The following is a 12,631-nucleotide window of genomic DNA, read 5'->3' as shown; positions in this document are numbered from 1 at the left end:
CTTCTGGCATCTCTTCGATTCCGTGCCGGACAAGGACTTTGCGACGTGGCTAGAAAACCCATCACAATAAGCGCCGAAAAAGCGCGAAAAATCTGGCTCAGGGCGCAGCGACTCGATGAGGAGGCGCCATTCGATTCCGGTCCTGCGGCCTCCGCGGCGGCGATCGCGCATCTGGGCTATGTGCAGATCGACACGATCAATGTGATCGAGCGCTGCCACCATCACATTCTTTTTTCCCGCATACCCGATTATCGGCGGACCGATCTCGCGCATCTGCAGAGCGTCGATAAATCGATCCTCGAATATTGGACGCACGCGCTGAGCTATGTGCCGGCCGCCGACCTGCGCTTTTTCGTGCCGGCGATGAAAGCCTATCGAGAAAAGCCGAGCGCCTGGTTCGGCACGGTGAGCAAGGCGGAAATCGCGGCGATGAAGAAACGGCTGCGCATGGAAGGGCCGCTCTCCATTCGCGATATCGACGACGATGAGCTGGTCGACAAGGACCACCCCTGGGCGAGCCGAAAGCCGTCAAAGCGCGTGCTGCAACTGATGTTCTATCAGGGCCATGTGGCGATTTCGGCGCGCGAGGGCATGCTCAAGACCTACGACCTGATTGACCGGCATTTCGGCTGGGAAGCGAGTCCCAAGCCGGCTACGGAACGGCAGATCACGGCCTATCTGCTGGATCGGGCGCTGAAGAGCCAGGGCATCGTGAGCCTCGATTCCATCTGCCATCTCAATGCACCGGCCAAGAAGGCGGTGCGCGAATTGATCGAAGCGCGGGTGAAGCGGCGGGACCTGGTGCCGGTGGTCATTGAAGGCGCAGAGAGGGTGCCGCACTGGGCAGAGCCGGCTGTGCTGGAGGCGGTGACGGCGCCGTCAGGCCGGGTGCATGTGTTGTCGCCGTTTGATCCGCTGATTATCCAGCGCAAGCGGCTCAAGATTTTCTTTGGCTATGACCACCTGTTCGAAGCCTATTTGCCGGCGGCAAAGCGGGTCTATGGCTATTTCGCGCTGCCGGTGCTGGTGGGCGATCGGGTTGTGGCCGCGGTGGATTTGAAGACGGATCGGGCGGCAGGAAAACTGCTGGTGCAGAAATGGACCTGGCTCGAAGAGGTTGGGGCTGAGGAGAAGTCGGCGGTGGACGCGGAACTGGGGCGGTTCGAGAGGTTTCAACTGGGGGTGTAGGTTCGCGCCGAAATCCCCCCTCCCATCCTCCGCCATCAGGGGGGAGGATGGGAGGGGGTGACTGCTGCGGGCGTGATTGGCGCCGAGAAAGACCTGCTGCCGATCACATTACGATTCTTTCATAAGATATATCTTGAAAGCAGATTGGGTCGTTCCAACCTCATTGTTCAGGTACAAAACATATCGGAGACACATCATGTCTTACTGGCGCAATGGCGAACCCAATTGGCGGCGTTTCGAGCAGATGGCTCGTCGCGGCTGGGGCAAATTCCAGAATTTCAGCGAAGAGGATCTGGGCAATATCGGCGGCAATTTCCGCGTGGGGCGCATGCTCGCCTCGGGCGATGTGCGGCTTGTGGCGCTCTATCTCATCGAGCAGCAGCCGCGGCATGGCTATGACCTGATCAAGGCCATCGAGGAGCGCTCCAATGGCGTCTATTCGCCGAGCCCCGGCATCGTCTATCCGGCGCTGACCTATCTTGAAGAAGCGGGCTTCGTGACCTCGTCGGCCGAGGGCAACAAGAAGCTCTATACGATCACCGAGGAAGGCCGGGCGCATCTGAATGAAAACCGCGAGGCCGTGGCTTCCACATTGGATTTCCTGGCCCGGACTGGCGAGCAGTTCAACCGGTTCCGCGAATTCGTGCGGGCGGATTGGCCCTTTGGTGGGCGGCCGGAAGATGGCAATGAGCCGCAGCATCGCGGGGGTGAAGACCGGCCGCTGCACGATGCCGTGCCGGAGCTGGATCAGGCTCGGAAGGCTCTGAAATCAGCGATCCGTAAGGCGCGGCATGGCTCGGAGGAGCATCAGCGCCGGGCGGCAGAGATTCTGCGTCGCGCCGCCGCGGAAGTGGATGCGCTGGGCGAGGATGACGTGGATCTCTGATCCAATGCGAGTGCAGAGCCCTCGGGTCAAGCCCGAGGGTAGCGCGCAGTGGTGATTAAGCGCCCGGCTTGGTTTTGAGATAATCCAGCACCATCTGCACGGCATGGGCTTCGCGCTCCTGCACCATGGCGACGCTGCTGAGGTCGCGTTCAAAGATCACGGACAGCGTCGCCGTGTTGGACACGTAGAAGAAGCCCAGTGCCGCAACGGAAATGTAGAGCTGCACCGGGTCGACATCGCGCCTAAACGTGTTCGCCTCGCTGCCCCGGGCGATGATTTCGGCGATCTGGCCGACGAGCGGGGAATGCAGTGCCTTGATGTCGGGCAGGGTTTTGAGGAACCGCGCATTTTCGATGTTTTCCGTGCCGAGGAGGCGCGGGAACCAGGGATTGGCGAGAAAATGCCGGAAGGTGAAGCGCACCAGGCGGTCCATGGCCTGGGTCGGATCATATTGATCGAGCGATAGCGCACGTTCGCCCTTGCGGATCTCCTGATAGGCGTCGAGCAGCACGGCCCGGTAGAGATCTTCCTTGTTGCCAAAATAGTGGTAGAGCAGCCGCTTGTTGGCGCCGGCGCGCTCGGCAATGGCGTCGACGCGGGCGCCTTCAAAACCGCGATCGGCAAATTCTACGCGGGCGGCCGACAGAATTGAAGCCTTGGTTTTCGCCGAATTGCGCGTGCGCTTGGGGGCCGGCTCCGGCTTGCTGTGGGGCGGCTCGGCCGCGGCGGTTGAACTTGTGTCTGACACGTCTTGGTACCGCCGGATCTTTTACGGGGCGCGGGAAGTCGGGTTGGCCAATAGCAGCCGCATTCCAGGCGGTAAAGCAGCGCCATGGTGGCGCCGGCAGGCAAAGCCTTGCCCCATGGCTCGATCCCGCCCCGCTTCTCCCTGCCGCTTTGGGTCATTGACCGGAGTCTGGGACGCACCCCGCCCCCTGTCAAGTACAAGTAACCGGACGGTGCTATACCGAGAGTCTCATTCATCGCATTTTTGCGGCATGATCTGGCTTGACGCTGTCGGGAGCGGGCGATATGCAAGTAACCAATCAGTTACACCGCAAAGCGGCTGGAGGAGCATATGGCGGAACAGCGTATCGGCATCATCATGCATGGCGTCACGGGGCGCATGGGCTATAACCAGCATCTGGTGCGCTCTATTCTCGCGATCCGGGATCAGGGCGGCATTGCGCTCGCCAATGGCGATCGCCTGGTCGTCGACCCGATCATCGTCGGTCGCGACCGCGATAAGATCGAGCGCTTGGCCAAGAAGCACAATATTGCGCGCTGGGGCACGGACCTCGACGTGGCTTTGGCCAATCCCGATGACACGATCTTTTTCGATGCCGGTACGACGCTGATGCGCGCGGGCCTCCTCGAAAAGGCCCTTGCTGCCGGCAAGCACGTCTATTGCGAAAAGCCGACTTCGGATGATCTCGAAGTTGCCGTGAACCTGGCGAAGACCGCCCGCGCTTCTGGTTTGAAACATGGCGTGGTGCAGGACAAGCTGTTCCTGCCGGGCCTGATGAAGATCAAGATGCTGCGCGATAGCGGGTTCTTCGGCGACATCCTCTCGGTACGCGGCGAATTCGGCTATTGGGTGTTTGAAGGCGACTGGCAGAAGGCGCAACGGCCGAGCTGGAACTATCGCAAGAACGATGGCGGCGGCATCATCCTCGATATGCTCTGCCACTGGCGCTATGTGCTCGATAATCTCTTCGGCGAAGTGAAGGCCGTCTCCTGCCTCGGCGCGACGCATATCCCGGAACGCGTCGACGAAAACGGCAAGCGCTTCAAGGCCGATACCGACGATGCGGCCTATGCGACCTTCGAACTCGAAGGTGGTGTGGTGGCCCAGATCAATTCGAGCTGGACGACGCGTGTCCGCCGCGACGATCTCGTGACTTTCCACGTCGATGGCACCCATGGCTCTGCCGTGGCAGGCCTTCACAAATGCTGGACCCAGCATCGCGTCAATACGCCCAAGCCGGTCTGGAACCCCGACCAGCCGCAGACCATGAACTTCTTCAACGACTGGGAAGAAGTTCCGGACAACTGGCCGGCCGATAACGGTTTCAAGGTGCAGTGGGAAATGTTCCTGCGCCACGTGGCCGAGGATGCGCCATGGCCCTATGGCCTCGAAGCCGGCGCCAAGGGCGTGCAGCTGGCCGAACTCGGCTTGAAGAGCTGGGCCGAGCGCCGCTGGCTCGATGTGCCGAAGCTGGAATTTTGATCAGCGCCGGACGGGAAACACCCCCTCACCCGTCTCGGCCTCCGGCCGATCCACCCTCTCCCCGATGGGGAGAGGAATGGGGGCACCGAGTTTGAACGGCCGCCGGCCCATTCTTCTCCCCATCGGGGAGAAGGTGGCGCGCAGCGCCGGATGAGGGGGACACCCACCATGCCGACCATCAACCTGCCCAATCCCGACCGCTCCATCACGCCCTATACGCTGACCGGCGATCCCATCCCCTTCGTCAAATTCAAATCGGCCGATTTTCCGCGCATCGCCTATTCGGCGGCGCATGTCGTGGCCGATCCCCTGGCATCAAACGATCCCTGGCTGACCCCGGCAATCGATTGGGACACGACGCTCAAATTCCGCCATCGCATGTGGGATCTCGGCCTTGGCGTTGCCGAAGCCATGGATACCGCCCAGCGCGGCATGGGGCTGACCTGGACGGAAGCCAAGGAGCTTATTCGCCGGGCGCAAGCCGAAGCGCGGACGCGTGATGATTCGCTCATTGCCTATGGCGCCGGCACCGATCACCTGGCCCCCGGCCCCGATGTCACCATTGACGATATTCTGCGCGCTTATGACGAGCAGGTCGGCTTTGTGGAAGGCGAAGGCGGCCGTGTCATTCTGATGGCAAGCCGCGCGCTTGCAGCGGCGGCCAAGTCGCCGGACGATTATGCCCGCGTCTATGGCCATGTGCTGTCCAATGTAAAACAGCCGGTGATCATGCACTGGCTCGGGGAAATGTTCGATCCGGCGCTGCAGGGCTATTGGGGCAATATCGACCACGACGCAGCCATGGATGTCTGTCTCGATGTCATCGCTGCCAATGCCGACAAGGTGGACGGCATCAAAATCTCGCTGTTGTCCGCGGAAAAAGAGATCGCCATGCGTCGCCGTCTGCCGGCAGGCGTAAAAATGTATACGGGCGACGATTTCAACTATGCCGAACTGATCGCCGGCGACGACCAGGGCTTTTCCCATGCCCTGCTGGGCATTTTTGACGCGATTGCGCCGGCCGCCTCGGCGGGCCTTGCCGCGCTCGGTCGCGGCGATAGCAATGAGTTCTTCGATATCTTGGAACCCACGGTGCCGCTCAGCCGCCATATCTTTGCGGCGCCGACCCGGTTCTATAAGACCGGCGTCGTCTTCCTCGCTTATCTCAACAGGCTGCAGGACCATTTCCAGATGATCGGCGGGCAGCAGTCGACCCGCTCGGTGCAGCACCTTTCCGAGCTTTTCCGCTTGGCCGACAAGGCTCGCGTGCTGGCCGACCCGGAGCTGGCGACGGCACGGATGAAGGCTGTCCTGCAGGTGAATGGAGTTGCGGCATGACCGAAAGAAAGATTTCGCTCAATCTCGCCACGACGCGTCAGCAATGGGGTTTTGCCGAAGCGGTGGATGGGTGCCTGCGTGCCGGGATCACCGCCATTTCGCCCTGGCGCGACCAGATCGCGGCCATCGGCCTTGATGAGGCGGCGCGCATCGTCAAAACCAACAAGCTGCAGGTAACAGGCGTTTGCCGCGGCGGCATGTTTCCGGCGGAAACGGCCGAGGGGCGACAGAAGCAGATCGACGACAATCTGCGCGCCATTGATGAGGCGGCGGCGCTCAATGCCGATTGCCTGGTGCTCGTCGTCGGCGGCCTGCCGGGCTCGTCCAAGGACCTGCCGGCGGCCCGCCAGATGGTGAGCGATGGTATTGCCGCCATGTTGCCCCATGCCAAGGCTTCAGGCGTAAAGATCGCCATCGAACCGCTTCACCCAATGTATGCTGCCGACCGGGCCTGCGTGAACACCTTGGATCAGGCGCTCGATATCTGCGAAACGCTGGGCGAAACCGTTGGTGTGGCGATTGACGTCTATCATGTCTGGTGGGACCCGAACCTGGCGCAGGCCATCGCCCGGGCTGGGCGGATGAAGCGCATCTTTGCGCACCATATCTGCGATTGGCTGGTGCCGACGAGGGACATGCTGCTCGATCGCGGTATGATGGGCGATGGGGTCATTGACCTGAAGGCCATTCGGAGAATGATCGAGGAGGCAGGCTTTTTCGGTCCGCAGGAAGTCGAGATTTTCTCTCAGGACAATTGGTGGAAGCGGCCGGGCGATGAAGTGCTGGCGACGATCAAGGAGCGCGTCGCGACCGTCTGCTGAAACAAAAAAAGGCCCCGGCAAACCGGGGCCTTTTCATTAGCAAAGAGCTCTTACGAGACCTTCTCGTAGGTCAGGGTCTGGCACAGGATGGCTGCGCGGCAGCCCGTGATCGTGAGGGTATTGGTATCCTTCACTTCCACGATCGCCTTGGCGGTGCTGCCGTTCATGGCAATCTGACCTTCCCACTTGTTGGGCGCGGTCTGTTCGGCCGAGACAACCTGCTTATTCACGAAAGCCAGGTTTTCTTCGGTCCGCGAATTACCCTGCACATCGTTGAGAATACCGCAAAGCTGGGTGCCATCACCGCAGGTCGAGAAAGTAAAGGTCGTGCCCCACTTGTCCTTCCAAACGCCGTCCGGATTGGCGGCGGATTGGGCCATGGCGGGTGCTGCAAGGGCAGCGAGGGCGATAGTCGTGGCTGCAAATGCCTTGAACATGATCGTTCTCCAGCAAAAAGGGCATAGCTACGCCATGCGTTATGATTGAACGGAAAAAGTTATGCCTGGAAAACGTGGCAAGGATCGGATCGGTTGCCGATTATAGAGAAATGTGAACGGCTTGCGCGGGACTCTCAAACCGGAGTGGCAGGCTAATTACCGGTGATAGCTTAATAAAATCCGTTGCTTTGACGAAAAGAACTTAACGCCCACGGATGAATTTTGCGGCGATTTCGATATGGCTTGACCACACAAACTGATCGAAAGCGGTCAATTCTGACATGGAAAAGCCCGATTTCATCAAGGTTGAAGCGTCGCGCGCAAAGCTCTTCGGATCGCAGGCGACCATGACGACATGGCCGAGCTTCGACATTGCGATTTCCCTGACCTGTGCATCGGCGCCGGCCCGCGGCGGATCGAGCACCACGCAGTCGTAGTCGAGCTCGAATCGGGTCAGGGGGTCGCGAAAGAGATCCCGTGCCTTGGCGGTGACTGCCTTGAGGCCCTTGGCATGGCGCACGGCCTTGTCGAGGGCGGCTACGCCCGGCTTGTCGCTATCGGCCGCGAAGACCGTCGACTTTTCGGCAAGACGCAGGGCAAAGGGGCCGATGCCGCAAAAGAGATCGGCGACTGATCTGGCCTTGCCGACGGCTGCGGTCACGTAGTCGGCCAGTGCCTGTTCGGCTTCGCTGGTGGCTTGCAGAAAACTGCCGATGGGTAGCTCTACCTCGCCCTTGCCCATGCTGACGCGCGGCATCTGCGAAAGGAAGAGCATTTCCCCGTTGAAGGCGAGCCGGGCAAGGCGGAAGCGGTTGCCCAGCCCAGTCAGCCGGTCGCCCTTGAGGCCCTTTACTGCGCTTCTGACGGAAACGTCGATGCCCGTATCGGTCGCGGTAAAGCTCACGTCGCAGGGGCCGATCATGGCGCCAATGGCCCGGGCTATATCCGGAGCCTGCCTGAGCGAAGGCACCAGAATGGGGCAGATATCAAGATCAAGGAGGTCGTGACTGCGCAGGCGCATGTAACCAGCAGCATCTTTTCGCGCATGGAGGGTTGCGCGACGGCGCCCCGTGCCGCCTGCATCGACGAATTTTTCGACTTTTGCCTCAATGCCGGCCTGCCGCAGCGGGGTTTCGACAAGACCGATCTTGAAGGCGCGATAAGCCTCGGGCGCCAGATGTTGGAGCTGGCATCCGCCGCAGACACCAAAATGGGGGCAGAAGGGGGCCTGACGGTCGGCAGAAGGCGTCAAAACTTCAAGCAGCGTACCGCGGTCGTCGTCGCGGGTGAGCATCACCTCTTCGCCGGGCAGGGCGAAGGGCACAAAGACACGCTCGCCATCAATAAGGGCGACGCCCTCGCCCTTGTGGCCGAGGTATTCGATTTGGGCGGTTGAAGTCATGATAGTCCGGGGCTTGCTGCCCCGGAACTACAGCATGTCTCCCGAAAATGCCTAGCAGTTTCGGATTTTTTTAGCGGCTGTTTGCCAGAGAGACGTCGCCGGTCTTGGGGCGATCGAACTGGCCGTGCTTGCTGAAGCGCCACAGATATTGCGGCAGAATCGTATCCATCGAGGTCGGCGTGATGCCGAAGGCCGCAAGTGTGCGCTTGTCCTTGATCGCAGCATCGGAGACGACATTGTCGACGCCGAGCAGTTCGATCTGGTCCGCTGTCACCAGCGGAGCGACCGGCAGAATGGCGAAGGGCAGGGCAAAAAGCTTGGCAAGGCCGGACGGCAGGGCCACGAGCGGGCGACTGCGGCCGGTTTCGCGCAGCACGCGGGCGAGAAGCTCCTTCTGGGTCTCGATGGTGGGACCACCGAGTTCATAGACCTTTCCGGTCTTCACCTTGCCTTCGGCGGCAGCGACGATGGCTTCGGCAACGTCGCCGACATGCACCGGCTGGAAGCGCGAGGCGCCCGAAATCACCGGCATGACCGGCAGGCCACGAGCGAGGGAACCCATCTTGTTGAAGAACCCGTCGCCATGGCCGAACATCAGCGAGGGACGCAGGATGACGGCCTGCGGATAGGCAGCCAACACAGCCTCTTCGCCGGCGAGCTTGCTCGCGGCATAGGTGCTGACTTCGGCAGCTTTATCGACGCCGAGGGCGGAAAGATGGACCAGAGCCGAGGCGCCAGCGGCCTTGGCGGCGCGGGCGACGGTGGCGGCGCCTTCGACATTGACGGCGGCAAAAGTCTGCTTGCCGCTTTCATAGCCGAGGCCGACGAGATTGATCACCACATCGGCGCCGGCAACCGCGCGCTGGACGGAAGCTTCATTGCGGATATTGGCCTGGATCGGCACGATCTGGCCGACGCCGCCGAGCATTTTCGCGTCCCCGGCGAGATCCGGGCGTCGTACGGCGAGGCGCACACGATAACCGGCGCGGGCCAGAACCTGGGCCAGATGGGTGCCGACAAATCCCGAACCGCCAAAGACAGTGACGAGTTTGGGAGAGAAGCGATCCATTTTGGACTCCGGCAAGGCGTTTGGGCACAAAGTTTGGAATGCTTCTATCCCAGCCAAGCCGCCGATGTCGAGGAAATCGTGATATTCTCGCGCTTGACTCCTAACAGAATATGTTCTTGATTTGTTCTAGTCAAGGAGATCAAAATGCCCCAAAAGCAGGATTATGAAGGCCAGTGCCATTGCGGCGCCGTGCGCTTTTCGGCCCATACCGATCTTTCGGGCCTCGGCGATTGCAACTGTTCGCGCTGCCGGCGGCTGGGCTGGGTGATGCAGTCCATGCCGGAAGCCGATTTCACGCTGATCTCGGGGGCGGAGAACCTGACGACCTATCGGTTCAATACCGAAATGATCGACCATCTCTTCTGCAAGACCTGCGGCATTGAGAGCTTTGCCCGGGGTTCCGACGGCAAGGGTAATGTCATGTACATGATCAATGTGAACTGCCTCGAAAACCCGCCCAAGGTCGATCGAGAGGCGATAAAGCATTGGGATGGGGCAAACTTCTAAAAACCGTCACAAGCCCGTTGACTTTGAAATGGCTGGGCCCTAGTTACACGCCCGTCGCCCAGATGGCGGAATTGGTAGACGCGCACGGTTCAGGTCCGTGTGCCGCAAGGCGTGAAGGTTCGAGTCCTTTTCTGGGCACCAATTTCTCGATGCGAAAAGCCCCGTGACCTCCCGGTCCGGGGCTTTCGTGTTTTTTGCGCATCCAAATGCGTCTTTGCCTCGTATCTCCTTCACACAAGGAGATTTCCATGGCTGCGACGGGCGAGAAAATCTGGATCATCGGCGGCAGCAGCGGCATCGGCACGGCGCTGGCCAAGGCTTATGCGCAAAAGGGCGCGCGAATCATCGTGTCCGGTCGCAAGCGGGATGCACTCGATGCGGTGGTGGCTGAACTTGGGGCCGGGCATGTCGGGGCTGTGGCCGATGTCATCGATCCTGCTTCGCTCGAAAAGGCGGCTGCGGCGCATGGGCCGTTCGATCGGGTCATCGTCACGGCGGCGATCTATGATCCGGGTTCGGTACTGAAGGCAGATCAGCAGAAGGCCGAAGCGATTTTTGTGGCGAATTTGACGGGGACGTTCAATGTCGCCCGCTGTGCGGCAAAGCACCTGCGAAAGGGCGGGCAGCTGGTGCTATTCGGTTCGGCGGCGGCGCTGTTTGGCCTGCCGCAGGGGCAGGTCTATTCGGCGACCAAGGCCGGTATCGTCAATCTGGCGCAGAGTCTTCGCGTCGAGCTCTGGCCCGAAGTTGACGTGCGGCTGGTGACGCCGGGCTTTGTGCGCACGCGGCTGACCGACAAGAACGATTTCGATATGCCGGCTTTGCTGGAGCCCGAGGATGCGGCGAAAAGGATCCTGCGCGGGCTCGACGGAAAAGGCTTTGAAATCGCCTTCCCGCGCCGGTTGATCTGGCCGTTGCGGCTCCTGGGCATTTTGCCCTATGCGCTGTCGCTGCCGATCGCTGCAAAACTCAAGCGGTGAGGCGGGCGGCCCAGTAGCCGGCAAGGGCGGCGAGCCCGCTGAGGAAGCCCCCCCAGCAGAGGTCAATGGCGCTGACCTTCCATGACCAATCTTTTAGGGTCGCGAGATTGGTCATGTCATAGGTTCCATAAGCGATAAGACCCAGGGCGACGCCGGCAATGACGGCCCAGAGCCAGGATTGGGCCGAGACCGCCGGGACCACGGCAAAGCCGACAATGCCGGCCACATAGAAGAGGTAGAAGGCGCTGGCCGCCATGAAATTGGGGCGTTCGAGCAGCAGGGTACCGATTTCGGCGCGATAGAAACCGATGGCGATGACCGAGAGCCACAGGAAATCGAGGGCGAAGAAGACCGCAGCGGCGCCCGCATAGGCGGCGAGCAGCGTCAGCAGCGAAAGTCCGGCCATGGTCTTCTCCTTAACTCAGATGCCGAGGAACGGCTGGATGATCCGCATGAGACGGCTGCGGAATTTTAGCGGTGCGTCAGTGATGGCGAGGCAGATGCAATCTTCCTCGGGATCCGCCACCGGCTGATGGGTCAGCGAACCATCGGCGTCTTCAAGATCGCCGGGGCCAAAACTGTCGACTTCGTCGTGGAAGCGGCCGGTAAGAACCAGGGTCAGTTCGCGACCGCCATGAGTGTGTTCGGGCACGGGCGTGCCGGCACCGATGCGCAGGAGCCGCACCTGGGTCTCGTTGTCATTGGTGCGGATCACGATCTGCTTGGCCGTGCCCATGCTGCGCCATTTGAGCGTATCAAGATCGCCGCCGACATAGGAGCGCAGGGGTTCGGGCAGAGTAGCCTTGGCCGGACGTTTCACCGGTTCGGCAACGTCCCGCGGTTCGGTGAGGAGGCGCGCCTTGAGGCGTTCCCAGGAATCATCGGGGCCGGGCTCGGGGGGCAGGGTTTCCATCAGGGCGCCGGCCGCAGCTTCCGCGGTGGCGAGCGTGCGCCGGCATTCCGGGCACATGGCGAGATGGCAGGCAACCGCCAGCGACCAGCCTTCGGCGAGATTACCCGAGGCATAGGCGAGGAGGAGATCGTCGTCGATATGGTGGCGGATGGTCATTTCAGATCCTCCAGCGCCGTGCGCAGGCGCCCGAAGGCGAGCCTGATGCGCGACTTGACCGTGCCGATGGGCAGGCCGAGCCGGGTGGCAATGGTGCTGTGGGAGGCCTCGTCGAAGAAAGACAACTTTATCAGCTCGACCTGCTCTTGCGGCAGGTTTTTCAGGGCCGCGTGAAGGGCGGCGCTGCTCTCTCTGTCTTCCATGAGTTTTGGGGCATCGGGTTCGGGGTCGGCGACAAGCGCCGGATCGTCGGGATCGAAAACCGGCCGGCGCTGGCGCCGCCAGGCATCGATCCAGATATTGCGGGCGATGGTATAGATCCAGGCCGAGGCATGGCCGCGCGAGGGATCGAACTGGCCGGCCTTGCGCCAGATGGCGATCATGGTTTCCTGCATCAGGTCTTCGGAGGCCTGCGGGTCGCGCGTCATTTTGAGGAGATAGGCGCGGATGCGGGGCGAGAATTCGCGGAACAGGGCCTCGAAGGCCACCATGTCGGCCGAGGCGGCAATGGCGACCAGCTTTGTACTGAGATCGTTGGGGAAGGAGCCGTCTTGGTTGTCGTCCGTGGTCATGACCTGCCGGTTTTTGTCCTTGCGGGGCGCAGCACGCCGTGGGCGCATCGTCGCCGCGCCATCGTCGCACTTCCCGGTCAGTGGGTAAATTGCCAGTGTCATGTCGCAATCTACGGCGCCAAGAAATCGGTG

At 61.3% G+C, this 12,631-nt stretch carries 14 protein-coding genes and 1 tRNA gene; 8 read left to right on the top strand and 7 right to left on the bottom strand.

From position 1 onward, the window contains the following. The first annotated feature begins 45 nt into the window (after positions 1–45). Positions 46–1,188 carry a crosslink repair DNA glycosylase YcaQ family protein gene (locus J7557_RS17775; RefSeq protein WP_291421374.1) on the top strand — a complete coding sequence of 381 codons (1,143 nt, stop codon included), beginning with the start codon at positions 46–48 and terminating at the stop codon, positions 1,186–1,188. 196 nt (positions 1,189–1,384) lie between these two features. Further along, the gene (locus tag J7557_RS17770) at positions 1,385–2,074 is read left to right on the top strand and encodes a PadR family transcriptional regulator (protein WP_291421373.1); all 690 of its coding nucleotides are present in this window, start codon (positions 1,385–1,387) and stop codon (positions 2,072–2,074) included. A gap of 55 nt (positions 2,075–2,129) precedes the next feature. On the opposite strand, the gene J7557_RS17765 is transcribed toward J7557_RS17770, so the two are convergent. Further along, positions 2,130–2,822, bottom strand: coding sequence for a TetR/AcrR family transcriptional regulator (locus tag J7557_RS17765; RefSeq protein ID WP_291421372.1), 693 nt, complete (start codon positions 2,820–2,822; stop codon positions 2,130–2,132). Between the two features lie 330 nt (positions 2,823–3,152). On the opposite strand from J7557_RS17765, the gene J7557_RS17760 reads away from it, so the two are divergent. The 3 genes from J7557_RS17760 to J7557_RS17750 all read left to right on the top strand — a co-directional run bounded on the left by J7557_RS17760 (position 3,153) and on the right by J7557_RS17750 (position 6,463). Then, the gene (locus J7557_RS17760) at positions 3,153–4,304 is read left to right on the top strand and encodes a Gfo/Idh/MocA family oxidoreductase (RefSeq protein ID WP_291421371.1); all 1,152 of its coding nucleotides are present in this window, start codon (positions 3,153–3,155) and stop codon (positions 4,302–4,304) included. Positions 4,305–4,472: 168 nt separating this feature from the next. Then, on the top strand, positions 4,473–5,642 hold the full coding sequence (locus J7557_RS17755) for a dihydrodipicolinate synthase family protein (RefSeq protein WP_291421370.1): 1,170 nt from the start codon (positions 4,473–4,475) through the stop codon (positions 5,640–5,642). Beyond that, on the top strand, positions 5,639–6,463 hold the full coding sequence (locus J7557_RS17750; protein ID WP_291421369.1) for a sugar phosphate isomerase/epimerase: 825 nt from the start codon (positions 5,639–5,641) through the stop codon (positions 6,461–6,463). The genes J7557_RS17755 and J7557_RS17750 overlap by 4 nt, the downstream gene beginning before the upstream one ends. Before the next feature lie 50 nt (positions 6,464–6,513). On the opposite strand, the gene J7557_RS17745 is transcribed toward J7557_RS17750, so the two are convergent. The 3 genes from J7557_RS17745 to J7557_RS17735 all read right to left on the bottom strand — a co-directional run bounded on the left by J7557_RS17745 (position 6,514) and on the right by J7557_RS17735 (position 9,371). Beyond that, positions 6,514–6,900 carry a DUF2147 domain-containing protein gene (locus J7557_RS17745; protein WP_291421368.1) on the bottom strand — a complete coding sequence of 129 codons (387 nt, stop codon included), beginning with the start codon at positions 6,898–6,900 and terminating at the stop codon, positions 6,514–6,516. Positions 6,901–7,102: 202 nt separating this feature from the next. Further along, entirely contained in the window at positions 7,103–8,302 is a 1,200-nt protein-coding gene (locus J7557_RS17740; protein WP_291421367.1) for a class I SAM-dependent RNA methyltransferase, read from the bottom strand. A 70-nt stretch (positions 8,303–8,372) separates the two neighbouring features. Next, complete coding sequence (locus J7557_RS17735) at positions 8,373–9,371, bottom strand: complex I NDUFA9 subunit family protein (RefSeq protein ID WP_291421366.1); 999 nt, start codon at positions 9,369–9,371, stop codon at positions 8,373–8,375. Positions 9,372–9,515: 144 nt separating this feature from the next. Between J7557_RS17735 and J7557_RS17730 the strand changes: the two genes are divergently transcribed. The 3 genes from J7557_RS17730 to J7557_RS17720 all read left to right on the top strand — a co-directional run bounded on the left by J7557_RS17730 (position 9,516) and on the right by J7557_RS17720 (position 10,858). Further along, the gene (locus tag J7557_RS17730) at positions 9,516–9,878 is read left to right on the top strand and encodes a GFA family protein (RefSeq protein WP_291421365.1); all 363 of its coding nucleotides are present in this window, start codon (positions 9,516–9,518) and stop codon (positions 9,876–9,878) included. A gap of 56 nt (positions 9,879–9,934) precedes the next feature. Then, a tRNA-Leu gene (locus J7557_RS17725) sits at positions 9,935–10,019 on the top strand. A gap of 107 nt (positions 10,020–10,126) precedes the next feature. Beyond that, positions 10,127–10,858 (top strand): SDR family oxidoreductase, encoded by a 732-nt coding sequence (locus tag J7557_RS17720; protein ID WP_291421364.1) that lies wholly within the window; start codon positions 10,127–10,129, stop codon positions 10,856–10,858. Here the strand turns inward: J7557_RS17720 and J7557_RS17715 are convergent. The 3 genes from J7557_RS17715 to J7557_RS17705 are packed head-to-tail and all read right to left on the bottom strand — an operon-like array spanning position 10,848 to position 12,601. After that, on the bottom strand, positions 10,848–11,264 hold the full coding sequence (locus J7557_RS17715; protein ID WP_291421363.1) for a DUF2177 family protein: 417 nt from the start codon (positions 11,262–11,264) through the stop codon (positions 10,848–10,850). The two genes, J7557_RS17720 and J7557_RS17715, sit on opposite strands and share 11 nt — an antisense overlap. A 15-nt stretch (positions 11,265–11,279) precedes the next feature. Next, the gene (locus J7557_RS17710; RefSeq protein ID WP_291421362.1) at positions 11,280–11,927 is read right to left on the bottom strand and encodes a ChrR family anti-sigma-E factor; all 648 of its coding nucleotides are present in this window, start codon (positions 11,925–11,927) and stop codon (positions 11,280–11,282) included. Further along, entirely contained in the window at positions 11,924–12,601 is a 678-nt protein-coding gene (locus J7557_RS17705) for a sigma-70 family RNA polymerase sigma factor (protein WP_291421361.1), read from the bottom strand. The genes J7557_RS17710 and J7557_RS17705 overlap by 4 nt, the downstream gene beginning before the upstream one ends. Positions 12,602–12,631: the final 30 nt, after the last annotated feature.

This window comes from Devosia sp. (assembly GCF_017744655.1).
In the GTDB taxonomy this organism is placed as follows: Bacteria; Pseudomonadota; Alphaproteobacteria; order Rhizobiales; family Devosiaceae; genus Devosia.
This window is presented reverse-complemented; position numbering and strand designations above follow the sequence as displayed.

Excerpts from the sequence above, each read along its gene's own strand:
- J7557_RS17735 (WP_291421366.1), bottom strand. The coding sequence starts at position 9,371 with ATGGATCGCTTCTCTCCCAAACTCGTCACTGTCTTTGGCGGTTCGGGA.
- J7557_RS17710 (WP_291421362.1), bottom strand. The coding sequence starts at position 11,927 with ATGACCATCCGCCACCATATCGACGACGATCTCCTCCTCGCCTATGCC.
- J7557_RS17750 (WP_291421369.1), top strand. The coding sequence starts at position 5,639 with ATGACCGAAAGAAAGATTTCGCTCAATCTCGCCACGACGCGTCAGCAA.
- J7557_RS17730 (WP_291421365.1), top strand. The coding sequence starts at position 9,516 with ATGCCCCAAAAGCAGGATTATGAAGGCCAGTGCCATTGCGGCGCCGTG.
- J7557_RS17705 (WP_291421361.1), bottom strand. The coding sequence starts at position 12,601 with ATGACACTGGCAATTTACCCACTGACCGGGAAGTGCGACGATGGCGCG.
- J7557_RS17740 (WP_291421367.1), bottom strand. The coding sequence starts at position 8,302 with ATGACTTCAACCGCCCAAATCGAATACCTCGGCCACAAGGGCGAGGGC.
- J7557_RS17770 (WP_291421373.1), top strand. The coding sequence starts at position 1,385 with ATGTCTTACTGGCGCAATGGCGAACCCAATTGGCGGCGTTTCGAGCAG.
- J7557_RS17720 (WP_291421364.1), top strand. The coding sequence starts at position 10,127 with ATGGCTGCGACGGGCGAGAAAATCTGGATCATCGGCGGCAGCAGCGGC.
- J7557_RS17760 (WP_291421371.1), top strand. The coding sequence starts at position 3,153 with ATGGCGGAACAGCGTATCGGCATCATCATGCATGGCGTCACGGGGCGC.
- J7557_RS17755 (WP_291421370.1), top strand. The coding sequence starts at position 4,473 with ATGCCGACCATCAACCTGCCCAATCCCGACCGCTCCATCACGCCCTAT.
- J7557_RS17745 (WP_291421368.1), bottom strand. The coding sequence starts at position 6,900 with ATGTTCAAGGCATTTGCAGCCACGACTATCGCCCTCGCTGCCCTTGCA.
- J7557_RS17715 (WP_291421363.1), bottom strand. The coding sequence starts at position 11,264 with ATGGCCGGACTTTCGCTGCTGACGCTGCTCGCCGCCTATGCGGGCGCC.